We start from the raw sequence: 21,348 nt of genomic DNA, 5'->3' as shown, positions 1-21,348 counted from the left end.
CACCCGATCTGTATAAAACAAAAATCTAAACGATGAACCTCAACTGCATCATCATCGACGATGAACCTTGGGCTTTGGACCTTATGGAAGATTTTATCCGCAAGATCCCCTACCTTAAACTGGTGGCCCGGTGTGAAGGGCCCATGGCTGCCCTGCCGCATTTTGAGAAAGAAGAGATCGACCTCGTATTCCTCGACATCAAGATGCCTGACCTGTCTGGTATCCAGTTCCTGAAGATCCTGCCCAGGAAACCAGCCGTCATATTTGTAACCGCTTACCACGAGTTTGCTGTGGAAGGATATGAGCTCGATGCCATCGATTACCTGCTGAAACCTGTTCCCTTCGACCGTTTTGTCTCCGCTGTCAACAAAGCCTGGGAATACATCGGCTACCGCAAAAACAAATCACCCCAGCGCAAGGATGACTTCCTGTTTATCAAAACAGCCCATAAGATCCAGAAATTGTTCTACAATGACATCGTATACCTCGAAGGATTAAAAGATTATACCCGCATCCACCTTACAGACAGTAAAAAGCCCGTGGTCACCCTCCAAAGCCTCAAGTATTTTGAGAGCAGGCTGCCCAACGAAGATTTCATACGCATCCACCGGTCCTATATCGTGTCCCTCCGGAAAGTAGATACCGTATCCCGTAAAACCGTTTTTCTGGGCGATACAGAACTTCCCTGCAGCGAACACTATAAAAACCTGCTGTATAATATAATTGGCGAGAAACTGTAAAATACAGCCATGAGCCTTGAGCTACGAGCTGCGAGCTGCGAGCCGCCTGTTTGTAGCTAAAACCGGGGCCATTTCAACTGTATTTGCTCGCAGCTCGCAGCTCACCGCTCGCAGCTTTTCCATTGAAAGTCAGGCACCTACCGAAGTCTTATCCTCCTTATTAGCCCCATTTTACATTCAAATAGTTAAAATGTGTTCTTCCGGCGTAGAAATAGTTGGCAGAATAGTAAAAACCGCTATTTTCGTGATCGTCCAAAAATATCCGGATTGTCGATAAAAAAGACAATTTTATTTCAAGTATTGCGTTGGTAATGAAATCATTGATCAATCATTCATCCCTTCATAAAGGTTGAATTTATGAAAAAACCGAACAAGGCAAGAACCCTCCAGTTGATAAGTGCACCCCTTTTAGGTTTAGCAATTCTGTTGCAATGCGCTTTTATACCCGCACCAACTTCAGTATATCCCGTTGCTTTTAAGGTTCGTGGTACTACTGCCCCCCACATAAAAAATACCAGTAAATCTGCAGCTTTTTCTTTTCTGCACAGCATGGAGATATACGATAGTCTCCACCTCGAAGACCTGGGTTTATCCAAAATGGTATTCCGCATGGCCGTCAAGGGAATGGAAAAATTGTCCAATGCAGGCAGGCTGAAAGGAAACCTGATCTCTATTATCGACTTTAGCCAACCCAGTACCAGCAAGCGCTTATATGTTATAGACATGGACAATTACGAGTTGCTGTATAATACCTGGGTCGCCCACGGCATGAAATCAGGAAAGACCATGGCTAAACTCTTTTCCAATAAACCTTCTTCCAATAAAAGCAGCCTGGGATTTTATGTAACCGGCGAAGCTTACCAGGGTAGCAATGGATATTCTTTAAAGCTCCAGGGAATGGAAAAAGGGATCAATGACTTTGCCTACCGCCGCGCCATTGTAATACATGGAGCCGATTATGTAAGCGAGCAATGGATCTCCAGCCAGGGATACATTGGCCGAAGCAAAGGATGTCCTGCTGTACCCGTTGATGTTTGTCAGCCCATGATCGACCAGATCAAAGATGGCACCTGCCTCTTTATCTATCACCCTACTTCCACCTACCGGGCAAAGTCTCCTTTATTACGTAAATAATTTTTGTTACACCGGAGCAGCCCTTAGCTGGTTTCCAGCTCCCGTAGCTTTGTATTTCAGTGCTCGCAGCTCGAAGCTCGTGGCTCGCAGCTTTCTTTCTCCACATTGTTTATAAAAACCTACAAACAAACCAATTACACAGTTTATCTTTGACCTTTAACTCATTGTAACTCACAATACCTATGCTAAAGGTTGGCGTATTCGGCGTTGGTCATCTCGGAAAATTCCATCTCAACAACTGGAAAGAAATTAAAGACATAGAACTCGTAGGGTTTTATGATCCCGACGATGTGGCCGCACAGGAAGTCACGGAGAAATACCAGCTGGCAAGGTTTCTCGATCCTGAACGCCTGATAGAAGCCGTAGATATGGTGGATATCGTAGCACCCACTACTTACCATTTCAATCTTTGTAAGCTGGCTATCCGTAAGGGTAAGCATGTATTTGTAGAAAAACCCCTGGCCAATACCATGGAGGAAGCCCGCGAGATCGTAAAGCTGGTGCGGGAATCAAACGTCAAACTTCAGGTAGGTCATGTGGAACGGTTCAACCCTGCTTACCTCGGTATTCAGCACATGCAGTTACACCCTATGTTCATAGAGGTCCATCGCCTGGCTCAATTCAACCCACGCGGTACCGAAGTGAGCGTGATACTTGACCTCATGATCCACGACATCGACATTATACTCAGCATTGTAAAAAGTGAAGTAAAGTTGATCTCCGCCAGTGGCGTGGCCGTCATGACAGATACCCCCGATATTGCCAATGTGAGGATAGAATTCAACAATGGCTGCGTTGCCAACCTAACCTCCAGCCGCATTTCTATGAAGAAAATGCGAAAAATGAGGTTATTTCAGAAAGATGCTTATATTGGCGTAGACTTTCTCAATAAAAAGTCCGAAGTTATTAAACTGAAGACTCCCCAGGATGTAGATGCCTTTTCCTTTGACCTGGATACCCCCCATGGCAAAAAGACCATAGCGGTTTTGAATCCCCAGGTTCCGGAAGTCAATGCGATCAAAAAAGAACTGGAATCATTTCGCGATGCGATCCTTAATAATACCCCCACCAGGGTATCTGAAGTAGATGGTTACAGGGCCATGGATGTAGCACACCAGATTTTGCATAAAATTAAAAATAATAGTATTTCCGCGTAACCCTTACATGTCAGCTAATAAACGTATCCATAGTGCCTGGTATCTCCTCAGCGACTATATTGCTGCCGTACTGGCCTGGATCGTTTTGCATTTTGCACGCCGTTATTTTTTGCATGAGACCATTTACACCCATGAACATGGATTAGTCTTTAGCCAGCCATTCTGGTGGGGGTTGTTGTTCATACCGTTGGCCTGGCTTGTCTTATTTACCCTGGCCGGGTCTTACTACTCCATGTATAAAAAATCCCGGCTCAATGAGTTTACCAATACCATCATCACCTGTATCATTGGTTGTACCATTATCTTCTTCAGTATCGTCATCAACGACCCACAGCATAAGTACACCTACTTTTACAAGGCCTTGTTCACTTATATATGGGCCCAACTCTTTTTTACCTGGATAGGGCGCAGCCTGCTCCTGGGTCGCGTAAGGAAACAATTGACGAATGGTACTGTACAATTCAATACCCTCCTGGTGGGAGGACATTCCGTGGCCAGTAAGATATACAACGATACCAGGGCTGGCCTTCGACTGGCAGGCTTTCATTATACCGGATTTGTGGCAGTGGCGCCCGAAACCAATGGCATCAGCGCTTATTTACCACAATACGGATACATTGCAGACATTGAAAAAGTGATCCGCGAGCACCGCGTTCAACTGGTGGTGATCGCCCTTGAAAAATCCGAAAAGCAACAGGTAGAAAAAATTGTATCCGTCCTCAGCGAAGAAGATGTCGACATCAAAATAGCACCCGATATTCTCGATATCCTTTCCGGGTCAGTGAAGACCAGTAATGTGTTTGGCGCCGTGCTCTCTGATCTGAAGACCAACCTCATGCCCGATTGGCAACAGAATATCAAACGCGTTATAGATGTGGTCATTGCCTCCTTCGGATTGATCCTCTTATCCCCCTTACTCCTGTATGCAGCTATCCGTGTTAAAGCTTCTTCACCAGGCCCCGTTTTTTACAGGCAGGAAAGAGTGGGTTACCGTGGACGTAAATTCTCTATCATTAAATTCCGGTCCATGTATCACCCGGCTGAGCAGAATGGACCCCAATTGTCTTCATCCCACGATGAGCGTATCACGAAATGGGGCAAGACCATGCGCACCTGGCGCCTGGATGAACTGCCCCAGTTCTGGAATATTTTGAAAGGAGAGATGAGCCTTGTAGGCCCCCGTCCCGAGCGGGCATACTATATCAGCCGTATCCACCAGCAAACCCCTTACTTCAAATACCTGCTTAAAGTGAAACCCGGTCTTACCTCCTGGGGTATGGTCAAGTTTGGTTATGCCGAAAATGTAGAGCAGATGATCGAACGTATGAAATATGACCTCATGTACATCGAAAATATCTCCCTCGCACTCGATCTGAAGATCATGGCTCATACACTGAGGATTATTTTCATGGGACAAGGAAGATAATTATTGAATAGTACTGTTTTTTGCTCGTAGCTCGCAGCTCAAAGCTCGCAGCTTATATTTAAACAATTATGAATAGAAAAGTTGGCCCCCTTTTAACGCTTATCCTGGTATGTAACACCATCCTTGCCCAGGACTACTGGCAGCAGGAAGTACATTATTCCATTGATGTTTCACTCAACGATAAACTACACACCCTTCAGGGCAACCTTTCTGTGAAATACATCAATCATTCCCCCGATACCCTCACCTATATATGGTTCCACCTCTGGCCCAATGCTTATAAAGACGATAATACAGCCCTGGCCAAACAGTTGTCCCAGGATAAGGAAGGCAGAAAAAAATTAAGGAATAAGAAGAACGAAGGATATATTGACGGCCTCGCATTTACAGTAGATGGTAAAGCCGTAACCACCGGGCAGGACAGTGCCAATGATGCAGATGTGGTCAAACTCCTGCTACCTTCCCCATTATTACCTGGCCAAACCACTACCATTACTACTCCTTTCCATGTAAAATTGCCCTTTTACTTTTCCCGTTCCGGCTACGATGGTGATCAATACATGATTTGCCAGTGGTATCCAAAACCCGCCGTATACGACAAAAAGGGATGGCACGCCTTTCCCTATCTGGATCAGGGAGAGTTTTACAGTGAGTTTGGATCCTTTAAGGTCAACATCACCGTACCCGCTGCCTATGTGGTAGGTGCTACCGGTACTTTGCAAAACACCGAAGAACTGGACCAATACAAAACCATCGGCGCTCAAAACTACCAGGCCAAAGCTGCTGTGGCAAAATACAAAGCCGCTCAACCCGATGCGCCCAAAACATTGCAATACGTTGGCGAGAATATCCACGACTTTGCCTGGTTTGCCGATAAGGATGCCGTTATTCAATACGATACTTTGCAATTACCCTCCGGTAAGATCGTTGATGTATTTGCCTGGTACCAGCCCAATGGCAACAAAGAATGGAGCAACAGCATTTCTTTTATTGAAGATGCCGTAAGCCGTTATTCCGGATGGATAGGAGAGTATCCCTGGCCCGTGGTGCAGGCAGTAGAAGGACCCAAAAACCTTTCTTCCGGCGGCATGGAATACCCTATGATCACCCTCATTACCAGTCCTGAAGCCGGTGCAGAGGAACTGGATGCCGTGATTACCCATGAAGTGGGGCACAATTGGTTTTATGGCATCCTGGGCAGCAATGAGCGCGATTATCCCTGGATGGATGAAGGCATCAACAGTTTCTACCAGTTCCGGTATGAAGCCGAAAAGTACAGGGCCAACAGTATTTTTGGGAGATCCATGCCCAAGGAAATAAAGGCTTTGCCTGCTCCCGAGCTGCTGAGCCGTGTGTACAATGCCCTCAACAGCCTGCCTGCCAAAGAACCCGTAAATACAGCCTCAACAGGTTTTGCCAATAAAAATGATTACGGTATCGTTGTATATGTGAAAGCAGCTACCTGGCTATATTTGTTGGAAATGGCTTTGGGACGGGAAGTATTTGATAAGGCCATGCAGGCATACTATGCTACCTGGAAGTTCAGACATCCCTACCCCGAAGACCTCAAAGCAGCCCTGGAAAAGTCCAGCCAGGAGAACCTTGATCAGAACTTTGAACTGTTGAATAGGGAAGGGAATTTTTAAAAACGCTATGCCTTTTAGTGGCTAAAGCTTTGTAGGATGGCGTATCAAAGGTGTATTTGCCCCTTTAGGGGTTATCGCTTTGTAGGATCGTGTATCAAAGGTGTATTTTGCCCCATCGGGGCAACCGCTTTGTAACAAATGGTGCGCCGTAGGCGCCCCCTTGCATCCGTAACCGTAGAGAACATTACGGATTTAATCATAGATGTATGATGAAAAAACTGCTGCTGCTTCTGCTTATGGCTTCAACCAGCACTGCTGCCTGGTGTCAATCTGCCTATTGGCAGCAGGAACTGCATTATACCATTGATGTGAGCCTCGACGACCAGCAAAACAGCCTGCAGGGTTTCCTCAAACTCCGGTACACCAACCATTCTCCCGATACCCTCACCTTCATCTGGTTCCATCTTTGGCCCAATGCCTATAAAAATGACCGGACAGCTTTTAGTGACCAGTTGCTCCTGCAGGGACGTACCGACTTTTATTTTTCCAGCCGTGAACAGCACGGGTACATCAATCGCCTTGATTTCCGGATCAACAATGCCACACTGCCTACTGAAGATCATCCCCAATACATTGATATTGTAAAAGTATACCTCCCCACGCCATTGCTGCCCGGCGCACAAACAGAGATTACCACCCCCTTCCATGTAAAGCTGCCAAAGAATTTTTCCCGCGGAGGGCACACCGGCCAGTCATACCAGGCCACCCAATGGTACCCCAAACCCGCCGTGTATGACAGCAAGGGCTGGCATCCTATGCCTTACCTCGACCAGGGTGAATTTTACAGTGAGTTCGGTACTTATGATGTACGCATTACCGTGCCCCAGGATTATGTAGTGGCTGCCACCGGTGAACTGCAGAGTGAAGAAGAAAAGCAATGGATGCGGAAAATGAATGCCGCTTATAGAGAACAGCATGCCCCCCCGTGATCCAAAAACCAAAATTCCTGAAACCCCCTCCGAAGAAACCTGCTGCAAAACCTACTTCCAATAAAGTGCCTCTGAAAGGTAAAAAGACCATAAAAAAGCCCGTAAACAATACCCCCCGGCAAAAGAAAAGGAGTACGTAGCCGAGCCTAAAGAATCCGAAATCCTACATCCTACATCCGGAATCGTTAAGACCTTACAATTCAAACAAACCAACATCCACGACTTTGCCTGGTTTGCCGATAAACAATTTGTCGTTAATTACGATACCATACAACTGCCCTCCGGAAGAGTGATCGACGCCTGGACCTTCTATGCACCCAACGATAAAATGTGGAAGAGCAGCCTCCCCATGACAAAAGACGCCATTCATTTCCGATCCCGGCTTATTGGCGAATATCCTTACAATGTAGTGAGCGTAGTAGAAACCAATACAGGTTTCGATGGCGGCATGGAATATCCCACTATTACCAATATAGGTCCCGTGAAGGATACCCAAACACTGGATTTTGTGATCGAACATGAAGTGGGCCACAACTGGTTCTATGGTATCCTGGCCAATAATGAACGCGACCATCCCTGGATGGATGAAGGCATTAACTCTTATTATGGCAATCGCTACAAAGAATGGAAGTATCCCAATAAACCGGCGAGAGGCTGGTTTGAATCCAAGATACCCGAAGACCAGACAGCATTGATCCTCGCAGCCCTTGCCAAAGAAAAAAAAGACCAACCCATCAATACCCCTTCGGCCGCTTTTACCGAAGATAATTACGCCGTGATCGCTTATGCCAAAGCCGCCAGCTGGATGAAGCAACTGGAACAAACCATTGGCCAGCCCGCCTTTGATGCCGCCATGCAACAGTATTACCAGCAATGGAAATTCAAACATCCGGCACCCGAAGACTTTCAACGGCTCATGCAGCAGCAGACCGGTAAAGACCTCAGCGCCTCGTTCCGGCTGCTCGATACCACCGGTGTGTTGCCCGGCGGATATACCGGCCCTAAAAAGATCAGGCCTGCCTTCCTCTTTTCTATGAAGGATTATGAGAAGGTAAATTATGTGAACTTTTTACCGGCCATCGGATACAACATGTACGATAAGTTCATGCTTGGCCTGGTGCTGCACAACATCAGCATGCCTTCCCATAATTTTCAATTCATAGCGGTACCCGTATATGCAACCGGCAGCAAACAAATCAATGGCATTGGAAACATCAGTTATACCTGGCATCCCAATAAGCATTTTCAATCCATCGAATTGGGACTGACCGGTGCCCGGTTTTCCACCCTGGAAGGAACAGACAGCAATGCCACCAAGGTCTTTGGCGGCTTTCACAAAGTAGTTCCATCCCTGCGTTTCACTTTCAAAAACAAGTCATTGCTCTCTACCGTTGAAAAATGGATAGAATGGAAAACTTATCTGATAGGAGAAAAGGGATTCAAATATGTAACAGATAGCGATGATTCTATGACTTATCCGGCACCGGGTGTCACACGCAACCGTTACCTCAACCAGCTTACGTTCAACATTACCGACTATAGAAAGTTGTACCCCTACGATGTACAGATCCAGTTACAACAGGGTGATGGTTTCTACCGGGCCAATGCTACCGGCTACTACTTTTTCAATTATGCCAAAGGAGGAGGGATGCAGGTAAGGCTATTTGCTGCCAAATTTGGCTACATCGGAGGAAAGACCAGCGAGAAGCTTGGACGTACCTTTTTGTATCAACCAAAACTCACTGCTGTACGGGGCGATGAAGATTACACCTACAGCAATTATTTTATTGGTAGGTCTGAATTTGATGGAGCCGCCAGTCAGCAGATCATGATGCGTGATGGCGGGTTGAAATTACGTACCGACCTTTTTGCAGGATTACAGGGCCGTTCCGATAATTGGGTGGCCTCCGCAAATTTCAATACAACACTTCCTCAAAAGCTGTTCCCTGTAAAGTTGCCCATAAGGATATTCCTGGATTTGGGTACTTATGCTGAAGCCTGGAAAAAGGATGCCGAGACCAGCAGGTTCCTGTACGTGGCAGGTTTACAATTGACCCTGTTCAAAGACCTGCTCAATGTCTATGCGCCCCTGTTCTACAGCAAGGAATTCAGGGACAACCTCAAAACCACGCCCGAAGTAAATACATTTGGCAAACGCCTCTCCTTCAGCTTTGATATACAACGTTTCAACCTGAGGAAGATCATTGGCCATTAAAACTCGGTGGGTCGTCCCGTACTTCAGTCGGGACAGCTCACCGGGTTTAGATCAGCAACATGTCAAATCATTCCATTCAATACCTGCAGCGTGCACAGATTGATACTGTGAAATGGGACAACTGCCTGGCTGCCGCTCCCAATGGATTGATCTATGGTTATTCTTTTTACCTCGATAGGATGGCTGTCGATTGGGATGCCCTGGTGCTGAATGATTATGAAGCCGTAATGCCCTTGCCATGGAAAAAGAAATGGGGTACCAGCTACCTCGCTCATCCGCCGATTACCGCTTCCCTGGGCATTTTTGGAACAGCTGTTACCCCGGCATTGACCGGCCTGTTTATTCAGGCCATCCCGCCACGTTTTAAATTGGTCGACCTGTTATTGAATCCCGCTAATTTTCTGCCCACTTCCCAGTTGCAATCCATTCGCAATAATTATGTGCTGGACCTTCAAAGCACCTATGCGGATATTTACAGCCATTACCGGAATAATGTACGTCGCAATATTAAAAAAGCCCAACAATTAAACTGTCGTTATGCAGTAGGTATTCAGGTAGAAGAGGTGATCAGGTTGGCACATTGGCAAATTCAGCAGCAGGCAACCAATATTGGAGAGGAGGATTATGCTCATTTTAAAGACCTGTTTCATTACCTGCTGTCCAATCAGGCAGCGGAAGCCTGTGGCGTGTATACCCCTAACGATGAACTGGTCGCATCCTGTGTGTGGTTTTATTCAAAAGCCAGGGCCTATTACATTTTGGTGGGCAATCATCCCAATGGAAAGACCCTAGGCGCTTCCCATTACCTCATTGACCGGTTCATTGAGGCCCATGCCGGGCAGGAGCTTATATTGGATTTTGAAGGATCAGATATTGCCAGCCTGGCATTTTTTTACAGCAGTTTCGGAGCCGTAAATGAAGCCTATCCGGCCCTTCAGTTCCAGCGGCTGCCCTGGTGGCTGCAGTGGAAAAGCAAAGGTTATCCTAAGATCAACTCCTGAATTTACCCTGCCACACTCCTGTCTTCTAAATGTTGAGTTCAGGCTTCTGTATTCTAAATGCTGTATTCTTTTCAGATCCCCATCTCCCGTTCTTCCAGTATCTTCTCGGCAATCAGTACATCAATGGGGTGCGTGATCTTGATATTGGTCGATTCTCCTTCGATCAGGTGGATCTTTACTCCCAGCCTTTCTACCACACTCGCCTCATCCGTAAACGATTCCTCATATTCCTGTTCAAAAGCCGCTTTAATGATATCACTGTAAAAAGTTTGCGGTGTCTGGATGATCCGCACCTTGCTCCGGTCGATGAATTCATTGTGATCAAAGTGCTCAATGCGGATAGAATCTACCGCAGTGATGGCCGGGATTGCATTGCCCCGTTCCTGTGCCATGCTGAAACAGCGCCTGATCAGTTGGGGAGTCAGCAGGCAACGTACCCCATCGTGTACAAAAACGATCGAATGCTGGTGAATATGCGACAGGCCATTCCGTACCGAGTGAAAGCGGGTTTCACCTCCTACTGCCATCCAGATGCGATCCGGGGCATAGGTGGAGCGTAGGATTTCCTGCCCCGTCTGGATATGCGCCTCCGGCAATACCAAAATAATGTCCAGGTCGGGAAAAGAATCCAGGAATGCCGTAAGCGTATACCACAATACTGGTTTCCCCTGCAGGGGTAAAAACTGTTTGGGCACCACCGTGCCCATGCGCATCCCTGATCCGCCGGCTACAATAACTGCGTATTTTTTCATGTAAGGGTTAACGTCAACTTTATGTAATGTACTGGTTAAGAGTACAAAAAGATTTATTTAGCTGCAAATACCTGGAAAAGTTTATGGTTTATCCTGGAAACCGGAGGTCAGGAAATCCCTATGCAGCTATTTACAACCGCAGCAACCAATTCGAAACCACAAACACGGGACCCGGAATGGCATTACTCTCCTCCCATCAACTCCCGCTCGATCTCTTCCAGTTGCACAATATCCCAGGCCTCACTTTCCGTGGGCGTCACATTCATCATTTCCAGAATGCCCGCCCGGTCCAGCGCATCTTCCACCGAAGGCTGCAACTCGCAGATTACAAACGATGCACCTTGCTCATAAAAGGTTTGTTGTATCTTTAATAGGTATTCTCCCGCAGCATCGTCCAGCTCGTTAATGTCTTTAACAATTAGTATCACGTTTTTAACGTCATTTTGGAGGAAGGGAAGTAAACATTCATCCAATTCTGCTGTCATATTAGCAGTTAAGACCGGCTCAATGAGCGTTATGGCATGGAATTTTTGCTTGGTATCAATTTTGACCTGCATACACACTTAATGTTTGTTAACAGCCGTTAATAATAAGGCGGGAACATAAGTCAAAAATATTTGTTATTATTGTATAACACAACAAATTATAAAAATGGATAACAATTTTTCAGCCCAGGTAAAGGAGATTATTTCGTTTAGCAGGGAGGAGGCTTTACGGCTGGGGAATGATTTTATCGGTACTGAACATTTGTTGCTTGGGTTGATTCGTGAGGGTGAAAATACGGCAGTTCGGATATTGAAGAGTTTCAATGTTGATCTGTATGAACTGCGGAAAGAAGTAGAATTGGCTGTCAAGGACAAGACCGGTAAGAACATCGCCAACATAAACAGCTTACCCCTGACCAAACAGGCAGAGAAGGTAATTCGTGTTACGGTACTGGAGGCGAAAGCCCTCAAAAGCCCTACCGTCGAAACCGAGCACCTCATGCTCTCCATTCTTAAGAACAAGGAAAACATAGCTACTCAAATTTTAAATCAGTTCGACGTGGATTACGATTTATTTAGAAACGAGTTAGGCGTAGTGAAAAGCAATGATGTTCGTAGCGAGTATGCAGATGAGAACGAAGACGACTTCGATGAAGAAAAGAAATACTCCCAACAGAAATCACGCGCAGCAGGAAATGCTAAAAGTAAAACACCCGTATTGGACAACTTTGGTCGTGATATCACCCGGTTGGCCGAAAGCGGAGCACTGGATCCTATCGTAGGAAGGGAAGAAGAGATCGAGCGGGTATCACAAATACTCTCCCGTCGTAAAAAGAATAACCCCATCCTCATTGGTGAGCCAGGTGTTGGTAAAACAGCCATTGTAGAAGGCCTGGCATTGCGCATCGTTCAACGCAAAGTATCCCGGGTATTGTTTGACAAACGTGTCATCTCCCTCGACCTCGCTGCACTGGTGGCAGGAACCAAATACCGTGGACAGTTTGAAGAACGTATGAAGGCCATCATGAATGAGCTGGAAAAGAACCGTGATGTCATCCTGTTCATCGATGAGATACATACTATCGTAGGTGCCGGTGGAGCCAGTGGTTCACTCGATGCTTCCAACATCTTTAAACCAGCTCTCGCAAGAGGAGAGCTCCAATGCATTGGCGCTTCCACACTCGATGAATACCGCATGTATATCGAGAAAGATGGTGCCCTCGACCGTCGGTTCCAGAAAGTGATGGTAGAACCACCAAGTGTGGATGAGACCATCCAGATATTGAACAACATTAAGTCCAAATACGAAGACTACCACAATGTTACTTACAATGACGAAGCCATTGATGCCTGCGTGAAGCTCAGCGATCGTTACATCACCGACCGTCTGTTGCCCGACAAGGCTATCGACGTAATGGATGAAGTAGGAGCCCGCGTGCACCTGAAGAACATTAATGTGCCCAAGGAGATCCTGGATCTCGAAAAAAAGATCGAGGATGTGAAAGTAGAGAAGAACAAGGTAGTCAAGAGCCAGAAGTTTGAAGAAGCTGCCTCCCTCCGTGATACCGAAAAACGGTTACAGGAAGAGCTGGAAAAAGCCAAAGCAAGCTGGGAAGAAGAAAGCAAGCACAAACGCTATCCCATAGATGAAGAGGCAATTGCCGAAGTCGTCAGTATGATGACCGGTATACCTGTCAAGAGAATGGTGCAGGCCGAAACAGAGAAGTTACGGAACATGACCATCGACATGAGCAATGTGGTCGTAGGACAAAATGATGCCATCACCAAAGTAGTGAAAGCTATCCAGCGCAACAGGGTAGGGTTGAAAGATCCTAAGAAGCCCATCGGTACCTTTATCTTCCTGGGTCCTACCGGCGTTGGTAAAACCGAGTTGGCCAGAGCCCTGGCACGGTACATGTTCGATTCAGAAGATGCACTCATCCGCATCGATATGAGTGAATACATGGAGAAATTCACCGTAAGCCGGTTGATTGGTGCTCCTCCCGGATATGTTGGATATGAAGAAGGCGGTCAGCTTACCGAGCGTGTTCGTCGTAAACCATATTCTGTGATCCTGCTCGATGAAATTGAAAAAGCACACCCCGATATCTACAATATCCTGTTACAGGTACTCGACGATGGACAATTGACCGATGGCCTGGGCAGAAAAGTAGACTTCAAGAATACACTCATCATCATGACCTCCAACATTGGCGTACGCCAGTTGAAAGACTTTGGTGATGGAGTAGGGTTTGCCACCGCATCACGTACACAGAATTCAGAAGAGAACAACAAAGCAGTCATAGAAAAGGCCCTCAAACGGACCTTCTCTCCCGAGTTCCTCAACCGTATCGATGATGTAGTGATCTTCAATAGCCTCACCAAGGAGCATATCTTCCTCATCATCGATATCCTGATGAAGGGTGTCATGAAGAGACTGTTGAGCCTTGGATTCAGCCTTGAACTCACCGAAGAAGCCAAAAACTTCATCGCTGAAAAAGGATATGATCAGCAGTTTGGTGCACGTCCCCTGCATAGGGCGATTCAGAAATACCTGGAAGATCCCCTCGCAGAAGAGATACTCAACCTGCACATCAAGCAAGGTGATATCATGATCGCTGACCTTGATAAGGAGAAAACCAAGATACAGTTCTCCCTCAAGGAACCTACTAAAGAAAAGTCTGAAGCGTCCTAAGTACGTCACAGTCTAAATACTCAAACCCCTCCCACGCGGAGGGGTTTTTTCTTACCTTGTCATAGCTTGTCGAAGCCTTAACGGATGTCAGCCTGAGCCTGTCGAAGGCGCCTAAAGGGCGGCTCACCCTTTAAGGGCGGCTCACCCTGATCTAAAGACTTCATTGCATTGATGCCTTTTTGCCTGGTTGCCTTTTTCTTGATCTCGATCATACACTAATGGATATGAAAACCCGTTAATACAATAAGTCCCTCTGTTTTATATGCTGTAACTGGTCAGGGTATTTTCGCAATGCCAATTCCCCCTTACAGACAATGGAAAATCCAATGCTTATGATAACAAGGTGACTTACGCGTAGTAGGTCCGGAATCGTCCCCACTACATTATTAATGCCGTTCTACCTGTGTGGAGCGGCATTAACTTTTTTCTTAGTTTTGCACAGTTCACCATGGAAAAAAAGATCATCATTACCATCGACGGCTGGTCGTCATGCGGCAAAAGTACCCTTGCAAAACAATTGGCACGCGAACTGGGCTATGTATATATTGACAGTGGCGCCATGTACCGCGCTATTACCCTTTATTTCCTGCGCAATCACCTCGATTGGACAAAGCACAAGGCCGTAGAGGATGCCTTGACGAAAATAAACCTCGAATTCCTTTCTAACCACAAGAATGGACAAAGCGAAATTTACCTCAATGGAGAAAATGTGGAGTATGTGATCCGTGACCTGGTAGTGGCCGAAAAAGTAAGTGAAGTAGCTGCTATCAAGGAAGTGCGTCAGTTTGCCGTCAGACAGCAGCAGGACATGGGCCAGAAAAAAGGTATCGTCATGGATGGACGCGATATCGGTACCGTCGTATTCCCCGATGCAGAATTAAAGATATTCATGACCGCTGATAATGCCATCCGGGTGGAGCGCCGCTTCAGAGAACTCTACGAGAAAAACCCCAACATTACCATTGAAGAAGTAAAGGCTAACCTCGAAATGCGGGATTACATCGATTCACACCGCGAGGTAAGCCCCCTCCGGCAGGCAGAAGATGCCCTCCTGCTTGATAATTCCAGGCTCACCATGCGCGAGCAGTTGGACATTGCCCTTAAATGGGTGCACGAACGCCTGAAAATGGCCTGATTCCCCAAAACGGGGAATCCCCCCTCTGCATAATCCTCCCTGCCCTCAATGCCTGTACCCCTTGTTGCCCTAATTATAATAAATTTTCTTATTTTGACGTTTAACTGGGTAATTTTCAGGGGGCAATAAGCTTGCTCATATCCTGGCCCTTCCGGTTATGGACTGATTTGCTTTACTTTGCCCCGGTTTTCACTATTATACCCTTAAGCTAAGCCAGGATGGTATTCAACAGCATTACATTCTTAATATTCAGTGGCATCTTTTTCCCGGTTTACTTTCTTACTAAAGGAAAAGTACGCCTGTGGTGGATCTTATTGGCCAGCTATGTGTTTTATGGCTGGTGGGATTGGCGCTTTCTCACCCTCATCATGATCTCCACCTTCATGGATTACAACTTCGGTAAACTCATCGGAGCCACCGAGGAAAAACGCAAACGCCGTACCTACCTCATCTTTAGCATGATCATGAACCTCGGTTTCCTGGGGTTCTTCAAATATTTCAACTTCTTTATCGATTCCTTTGTCAGCATGATGCATGCCTTTGGGTTCCAGCCCTCCGTCAGCACCCTGCAGATCATGCTGCCCATAGGTATCTCTTTCTATACCTTCCAGAGCTTGTCCTACACCATTGATATTTACCGCCGCGAAATACCCGTGGAGCGCAACATGCTCAAGTTTGCAGCCTTTATTGCCCTCTTCCCGCAATTGGTGGCCGGTCCCATCGTGAGGGCCCGCGACCTGTTGCCACAGATGAATACCGATAAGAAATTTGATTGGGACAATTTCAACTCCGGCATGGGCCGTATACTTTGGGGCTTTTTCAAAAAAGTAGCCATTGCCGATTCCCTGGCTCCCTTTGTAGACCAGTGTTGGGCCGATCCTTCCAAATTCTCCTCCTCCCACCTGTTGGTAGGAGTCGTATTTTATTCCTTTCAGATCTATTGTGATTTCTCCGGCTATTCCGATATCGCCATAGGCCTGGCCCGCATCATGGGTTATCGCTTTGTGGAGAATTTCAAAACACCTTATTTCTCACAAAGCTTCAGCGAATTCTGGACACGTTGGCATATCTCCCTGTCCAGCTGGTTGCGTGATTACCTTTACATCCCTCTTGGAGGCAACAGGAAGGGTAAACTCAACACCTACAAAAACAACATGATCACCATGCTGCTGGGAGGGCTGTGGCATGGCGCCAACCTCGCCTTCATATTCTGGGGTTTCCTGCATGGTATATACCTTATTCTCCAGCGGTTCACCACCCCCATCTGGCGCAAATTCGTTCAGCTGGTGCGCATGCCCGCTTTCATCAACTCTGCCATTTGTATCCTAGTCGTGTATATATTGACCGTCCTGGCCTGGATCTACTTCCGGTCAGGCAGCATGGGCCATTCCAGTTTCACCGTTGCCAACACCATTATTGGTCGCATCTTGTCTTTCGAAGACTTCACCTGGTACAGTGTGCTAAGTAAATACCAGGTATTGAAAGGCTTCTTATTATTGTTTATCATGTTGTCTGTAGAGATCACCAACCAGCGTATGTCATGGAATGTAACACAGTTGCGCCGTCCCGCATTGCGCATAGCACTCTTTGTGTCCGTTCTATGGCTGATCGCCCTGTTCGGAACCTTCTCTGCCAACTCATTTATATATTTCCAGTTTTAACCTGAATAGCGAACCATGAAGAAAGCAATTTGGATCCTGGCATTTTTAGCCATCTTGTTTGTTGGCGACCGCCTCCTTGGTTGGATATTCCAGCAACAGATCACCCAAAGCCAGTTCCGCTATTCCCGTATGTACCGCGGCGGAAGCCAGGCCGATATCCTGATAGTAGGTAATTCCCGTGGCCTCAATTTTTACCAGCCCAGCGTAGAAAAGGCTACTGGCCTCACTACCTTCAGCCTTTGCTATTATAGCATGCCCTGTGAAATAGCCACCGTACTCACAGAAGACTACCTCGACAGGTACCCCAATGTAAAGACCGTTCTCGTAGAAACCACCATCGTCGAAATGTCCGACGATAAACTCCTGCCAGGCTTTACTACCTATATGCCTTATTCCAAAAGGATCGATTCAGTCCTGAAAAATAAGAACAAGGAAACCTGGAACTATGCCCAGTTTTCCCATATTTACCGCTTCAACAATGAAGTATTCCAACGGGCCATGTACTATCGCAATAAACTGGATAATGACTGGTATTTCGACCACACCATTACCCAGGACCTCATCGATCAGGCGCCGCACCGCAGCGTGGAGTTTAAAACGCCCGATAAACATGTACAGGACCTGAAAGCGTTGGCCGATTATTGCCGCGCCAGGAATATCAACGTACAGTTTGTAATAGCGCCTATTTTCCCTACCTACACCGTTAAAGGGCTTGACGTCTTCAAACAAAAAATAGAGGCTGCTACAGGCTATCCTGTGCATGATTACAGCAATACCATTAAAGACAATTCCTCCTTTACCGACTACCTGCACGCCAACCTGAAAGGCGGTGCTGAGATTGTCGACATTATGGTAAAGGATGGAGTACTTCCCAAGGCCCCACAGGCGGCTGCCATCATTAAATAATTCTCTCATCTGTCCCTATTTGGAGCTCTTTTCCGTCCGTGGGAAAGTTTATCGCTCTTTTTTGTGCCTTATATAAGTCATTGGAAAAACTTTTGTAGCAAATTCTTCTATTCATAAGTGGGTGAAAGCTATCGGATTATACCTTATTGTTAACCTGTTTTCATAACAGTATTGTAGCCTGTTCATTGGTTTGGCGCACTGTTGGTCATCTACATGCCAACAACCCGACCAACGAATATGAAGCATCTGTACCCTAAACCCTTTATCAGCAGTTTGCTGATCTTTATTCTTACGATCATCACCTTCCAGCCCGTAGCCGCACAATGCCCCGCAGGTAGTGTGTCCAACGCTCCTGGTGTTTATGCCAATGGCAATGTAGTTTGTATTTCAACCAACGTCTCCGGCAACATCAAACTCAACAATGGCGCTAAAATGGTAATAGTGAGCGGTGGTAATTTCACCGGTGATTTTGATGGTAACAGTGGATCAATTATAGAAGTTAAGGCAGGTGGCACCTTCAAGCCAGGTAATGCCAATAATCTGGCTTCTGCCATCACCGTTGATAAGAGCGGTACCGCCATCTTTGGTACCGGTGGCCTGACCTTAAGCAATGGTTTTTCCCTCAGTAACTTTGGTACAGCAACCTGGTCCAGCAGTCCCACTATTGGAAATGCCATCACAATTACCAACACTTCATGCGGCAGCATGAATTTCAACCAGAATGTCACCCTGCAAAATGGTGCTACCCTCAACAACAGCGGTATCCTTACTATTCAGAACCTCATTACCGATGTAGGCAGTAAAATTGACAATCGCGGAAGATTGACTGTAAAAGGCGATTTTGCACCCAAAGGCTACCTTAAAAATCAATGGCAGGCTGTTTTCCTGGGTACCAACAATAATATGAACTCAGGCGCCGATTCTATCATTAACCTGTACACCATGGTGTTTAAGAATGCGATCAATGGTACCATGTACGTGCGTAATGAGGGCCTTTTCTGGTTCGGTGGCTCTTTACAACTGGGTACCGGCAGCGGTATTAAAATGACCCGTACCAATGCCCAACTGCGTGTAAGCGGTGCTTTCACCAACAATGCGGCTGTCAGTGGTAATGGTAAATTGCATGTAGCTGGCGGCTTTGCCAATAACGGCACCCTTACCGGTAAAAGCGCCTCTGAAAAATTATCCCTTAATCAGAACATGGCTACAGGTGTCACCAATACACAATACAATGCTGCCATGACTGCAGACGATACTACCGGGTATGCCGGCGGAGCCGGTAACCCCGATGTTTCCTGCGCCACCCTGCTCCCCATGGTGGTCTCCTCCCTCAAAGGAAATTATTATGACAATGCCGTAAACCTTACCTGGTATACCCTCACAGAGATCAACGGTAAAAAATTCGATGTAGAGTATAGCACCGATGGACTTTCCTTTACAAAGGCAGGTGAAGTAGCTGCCAAAGGGAATAGCGTAGAACGTGTCAACTACCAGTTCCGCTTTACCAAAATAACAGCTAATACACTCTATTTCCGGTTACTGATGGTGGACCTCAACGGTCGCACCGAATACACCAATATGATAACGGTAAAAACAACTGCCGGACAGCAGATCACAGCCAGCGTATACCCCAACCCTTTTGTGGAAACGCTGGATGTAACATTGATCCTGCCCAAAACTTCCCCTATAACTGTGAAGCTGATGGATATGAACGGCCGCACTGTAAAAACTCAGATGTATACCGGCCAGGCTGGCAGCAATAAATTCTCCCTTACCGGCCTCGGTCAATTGAATAAAGGGTTGTTTGTAGTGGAAGTTGCTGCCGGCGAAATAAAATGGATGCAAAAAGTGCTTAGGTAATACAAGGTGGTTTAATTTTCATTGAATGAATGGTGAAAGAGGTCCCGTCGAAAGACGGGATTTTCTTTTTGGGTAGCCATGAGCACCACTTTTATTGGTCTGCCGACGGGTAAAAAGATACACATTCCCGGAATATAGCCCGAAGCTATCACCTGGTATATACCGGATACCAGTAAAAAGACAAATCATTGCAGCATTGATATAATAATATAATGCCCGATGCCGTTAATGAAATCCACTGTTATTGAAACAAACAGTGAGGTCGGTAGAGTACTGAAAGGTATAACGATGCGGATCTGTGCGTGTTTTTGTAAGGATGATTTTACGTAATAAACACTAATGGGATTATAATAAAGCATTGTATTAAACCTTTTCCTGTGAAAACAGGCTTAGCTCTGAAACCTGCGTAAAGAAGCCCGTAGCATTTGCCGCCACCTGGCGCCCTATGCTCCGGGCTTCGCCAATTATCTCCAGCCCATGGCACCAAAGTTGAAGCATAGCCCTTAAACAAGACTTATGTACACTACAGAGATTAAAACACAGGATCAGGCTTTGTGCCATTTATTTTTTCATTGCATTCTTAAAGACGGTGAACTGGCTGATAAAGAATTGGATATTGTAGCCGATAAACTCGTGACAGCTGGACTCAACAAAGAACTGAATTTTAAAGATGAAATGATTAGTTACAAGGATTACCGCCCGACCATTACACATGAACAACAATACCTACAGTTTTTAATAGAACAGATCAATCCAGTAAATGAATTGGCCCTTTACTCCTGGTGTGCTGAATTATTACTCAGCGATAATATATTGACAAGTGAAGAAGAATTGTTGTTGAAACAGATTGGTGATGTCCTTGGTATAGATGACAATGAACAATCTGTAGCTAAGAAAATAATGATCCAGAGAAAAGTAGTGGAGACCGAGAAGATCTTCTGATACGAAGCCCGGACAGTTTTATGATACACATCAAGTTTCATAGAAGGCAATACTTGTAGAAACTGCGCAGATATATATAACATTAATCTACACATAGGTATATTTCATAGTACAATCCAATACACAGTTCCCCTAATTGTTAAAGCCATCCCAAAAGGCTGTTATCGAAGACGCTGATTGTCAAAGTTTAAATAATTATTTAATGCCAATTCCTACACAAGTGGCACAGGCATTGAATAACTATGGTTGTAGAACAGCATTGTTAACTAAACAGCCAGGCTATGAAACAATCATTCAGCATTAATTTTAAGTATCCTTTTAAGGAAAAAAACATTTCCATTGAGCTTACTGGAAATGTCACACCCCATCATTCAACCCCTTACTATATCATCAGCAACATACGCTTTAAGAATCACCCGGAAGGTCCCTACGATGCATTCCCGGAAATAAGGATTCAGAAGCGGGAACTACACGGTGAGAATGTATGGGTGCACATGGATACGCAGAAGGAAAGTGAGTTAAGCCATATAGTGGGGCAGGCCATTGATGATCACTTGGCACGATCCACCTCTTAGCAGGAGGTATAAAATATTCCTATGGACTATACCAATAAGTGAAACCGATATCCAAAGACCGGAAGTCTGATACATCAGCTTCCGGTTTT

17 protein-coding genes are annotated in these 21,348 nt (G+C 46.0%); 15 read left to right on the top strand and 2 right to left on the bottom strand.

Annotated features, from left to right (window positions below; translation table 11 throughout):
* Positions 1-32 precede the first annotated feature (32 nt).
* The 8 genes from D3H65_RS14910 to D3H65_RS14875 all read left to right on the top strand — a co-directional run bounded on the left by D3H65_RS14910 (position 33) and on the right by D3H65_RS14875 (position 10,248).
* Positions 33-740, top strand: coding sequence for a LytR/AlgR family response regulator transcription factor (locus tag D3H65_RS14910; RefSeq protein ID WP_119051073.1), 708 nt, complete (start codon positions 33-35; stop codon positions 738-740).
* A gap of 357 nt (positions 741-1,097) precedes the next feature.
* Positions 1,098-1,874 (top strand): murein L,D-transpeptidase catalytic domain family protein, encoded by a 777-nt coding sequence (locus D3H65_RS14905; RefSeq protein WP_119051072.1) that lies wholly within the window; start codon positions 1,098-1,100, stop codon positions 1,872-1,874.
* 182 nt (positions 1,875-2,056) lie between these two features.
* Complete coding sequence (locus D3H65_RS14900; RefSeq protein WP_119051071.1) at positions 2,057-3,031, top strand: Gfo/Idh/MocA family protein; 975 nt, start codon at positions 2,057-2,059, stop codon at positions 3,029-3,031.
* Between the two features lie 7 nt (positions 3,032-3,038).
* Complete coding sequence (locus D3H65_RS14895; protein ID WP_119051070.1) at positions 3,039-4,457, top strand: sugar transferase; 1,419 nt, start codon at positions 3,039-3,041, stop codon at positions 4,455-4,457.
* Between the two features lie 68 nt (positions 4,458-4,525).
* Entirely contained in the window at positions 4,526-6,103 is a 1,578-nt protein-coding gene (locus tag D3H65_RS14890) for a M1 family metallopeptidase (protein ID WP_119051069.1), read from the top strand.
* Between the two features lie 206 nt (positions 6,104-6,309).
* On the top strand, positions 6,310-7,032 hold the full coding sequence (locus D3H65_RS14885; RefSeq protein ID WP_119051068.1) for a gluzincin family metallopeptidase: 723 nt from the start codon (positions 6,310-6,312) through the stop codon (positions 7,030-7,032).
* A 289-nt stretch (positions 7,033-7,321) separates the two neighbouring features.
* Positions 7,322-9,247, top strand: a complete 1,926-nt coding sequence (locus D3H65_RS14880) for a M1 family metallopeptidase (RefSeq protein ID WP_162915637.1) — start codon at positions 7,322-7,324, stop codon at positions 9,245-9,247.
* Positions 9,248-9,306: 59 nt separating this feature from the next.
* Positions 9,307-10,248, top strand: a complete 942-nt coding sequence (locus tag D3H65_RS14875) for a GNAT family N-acetyltransferase (protein WP_119051066.1) — start codon at positions 9,307-9,309, stop codon at positions 10,246-10,248.
* Between the two features lie 71 nt (positions 10,249-10,319).
* On the opposite strand, the gene D3H65_RS14870 is transcribed toward D3H65_RS14875, so the two are convergent.
* Positions 10,320-11,000: a 2-C-methyl-D-erythritol 4-phosphate cytidylyltransferase gene (locus D3H65_RS14870; RefSeq protein ID WP_119051065.1), complete on the bottom strand. Its 681-nt coding sequence runs from the start codon at positions 10,998-11,000 to the stop codon at positions 10,320-10,322.
* A 182-nt stretch (positions 11,001-11,182) separates the two neighbouring features.
* Positions 11,183-11,557 carry an STAS domain-containing protein gene (locus D3H65_RS14865; RefSeq protein ID WP_119051064.1) on the bottom strand — a complete coding sequence of 125 codons (375 nt, stop codon included), beginning with the start codon at positions 11,555-11,557 and terminating at the stop codon, positions 11,183-11,185.
* A 94-nt stretch (positions 11,558-11,651) separates the two neighbouring features.
* Here D3H65_RS14865 and D3H65_RS14860 point away from each other — a divergent pair, with 94 nt between their 5' ends.
* The 7 genes from D3H65_RS14860 (at position 11,652) to D3H65_RS14830 (ending at position 21,259) form a co-directional block, all read left to right on the top strand.
* Positions 11,652-14,180, top strand: coding sequence for an ATP-dependent Clp protease ATP-binding subunit (locus tag D3H65_RS14860; RefSeq protein WP_119051063.1), 2,529 nt, complete (start codon positions 11,652-11,654; stop codon positions 14,178-14,180).
* Between the two features lie 448 nt (positions 14,181-14,628).
* Positions 14,629-15,315 carry a (d)CMP kinase gene (gene cmk / locus D3H65_RS14855; protein ID WP_119051062.1) on the top strand — a complete coding sequence of 229 codons (687 nt, stop codon included), beginning with the start codon at positions 14,629-14,631 and terminating at the stop codon, positions 15,313-15,315.
* Between the two features lie 218 nt (positions 15,316-15,533).
* The gene (locus tag D3H65_RS14850) at positions 15,534-16,976 is read left to right on the top strand and encodes an MBOAT family O-acyltransferase (protein ID WP_119051061.1); all 1,443 of its coding nucleotides are present in this window, start codon (positions 15,534-15,536) and stop codon (positions 16,974-16,976) included.
* Between the two features lie 15 nt (positions 16,977-16,991).
* The gene (locus D3H65_RS14845) at positions 16,992-17,882 is read left to right on the top strand and encodes a D-alanyl-lipoteichoic acid biosynthesis protein DltD (RefSeq protein WP_119051060.1); all 891 of its coding nucleotides are present in this window, start codon (positions 16,992-16,994) and stop codon (positions 17,880-17,882) included.
* Positions 17,883-18,119: 237 nt separating this feature from the next.
* Complete coding sequence (locus D3H65_RS14840) at positions 18,120-19,742, top strand: T9SS type A sorting domain-containing protein (RefSeq protein ID WP_162915636.1); 1,623 nt, start codon at positions 18,120-18,122, stop codon at positions 19,740-19,742.
* 516 nt (positions 19,743-20,258) lie between these two features.
* Positions 20,259-20,684, top strand: coding sequence for a hypothetical protein (locus tag D3H65_RS14835; RefSeq protein WP_119051058.1), 426 nt, complete (start codon positions 20,259-20,261; stop codon positions 20,682-20,684).
* Positions 20,685-20,965: 281 nt separating this feature from the next.
* A complete protein-coding gene (locus D3H65_RS14830; RefSeq protein ID WP_119051057.1) occupies positions 20,966-21,259 on the top strand; it encodes a hypothetical protein in 294 nt (97 codons plus the stop codon).
* The last annotated feature ends 89 nt before the right edge of the window (positions 21,260-21,348 follow it).

This window comes from Paraflavitalea soli, from assembly GCF_003555545.1.
GTDB lineage: Bacteria > Bacteroidota > Bacteroidia > Chitinophagales > Chitinophagaceae > Paraflavitalea > Paraflavitalea soli.
This window is presented reverse-complemented; position numbering and strand designations above follow the sequence as displayed.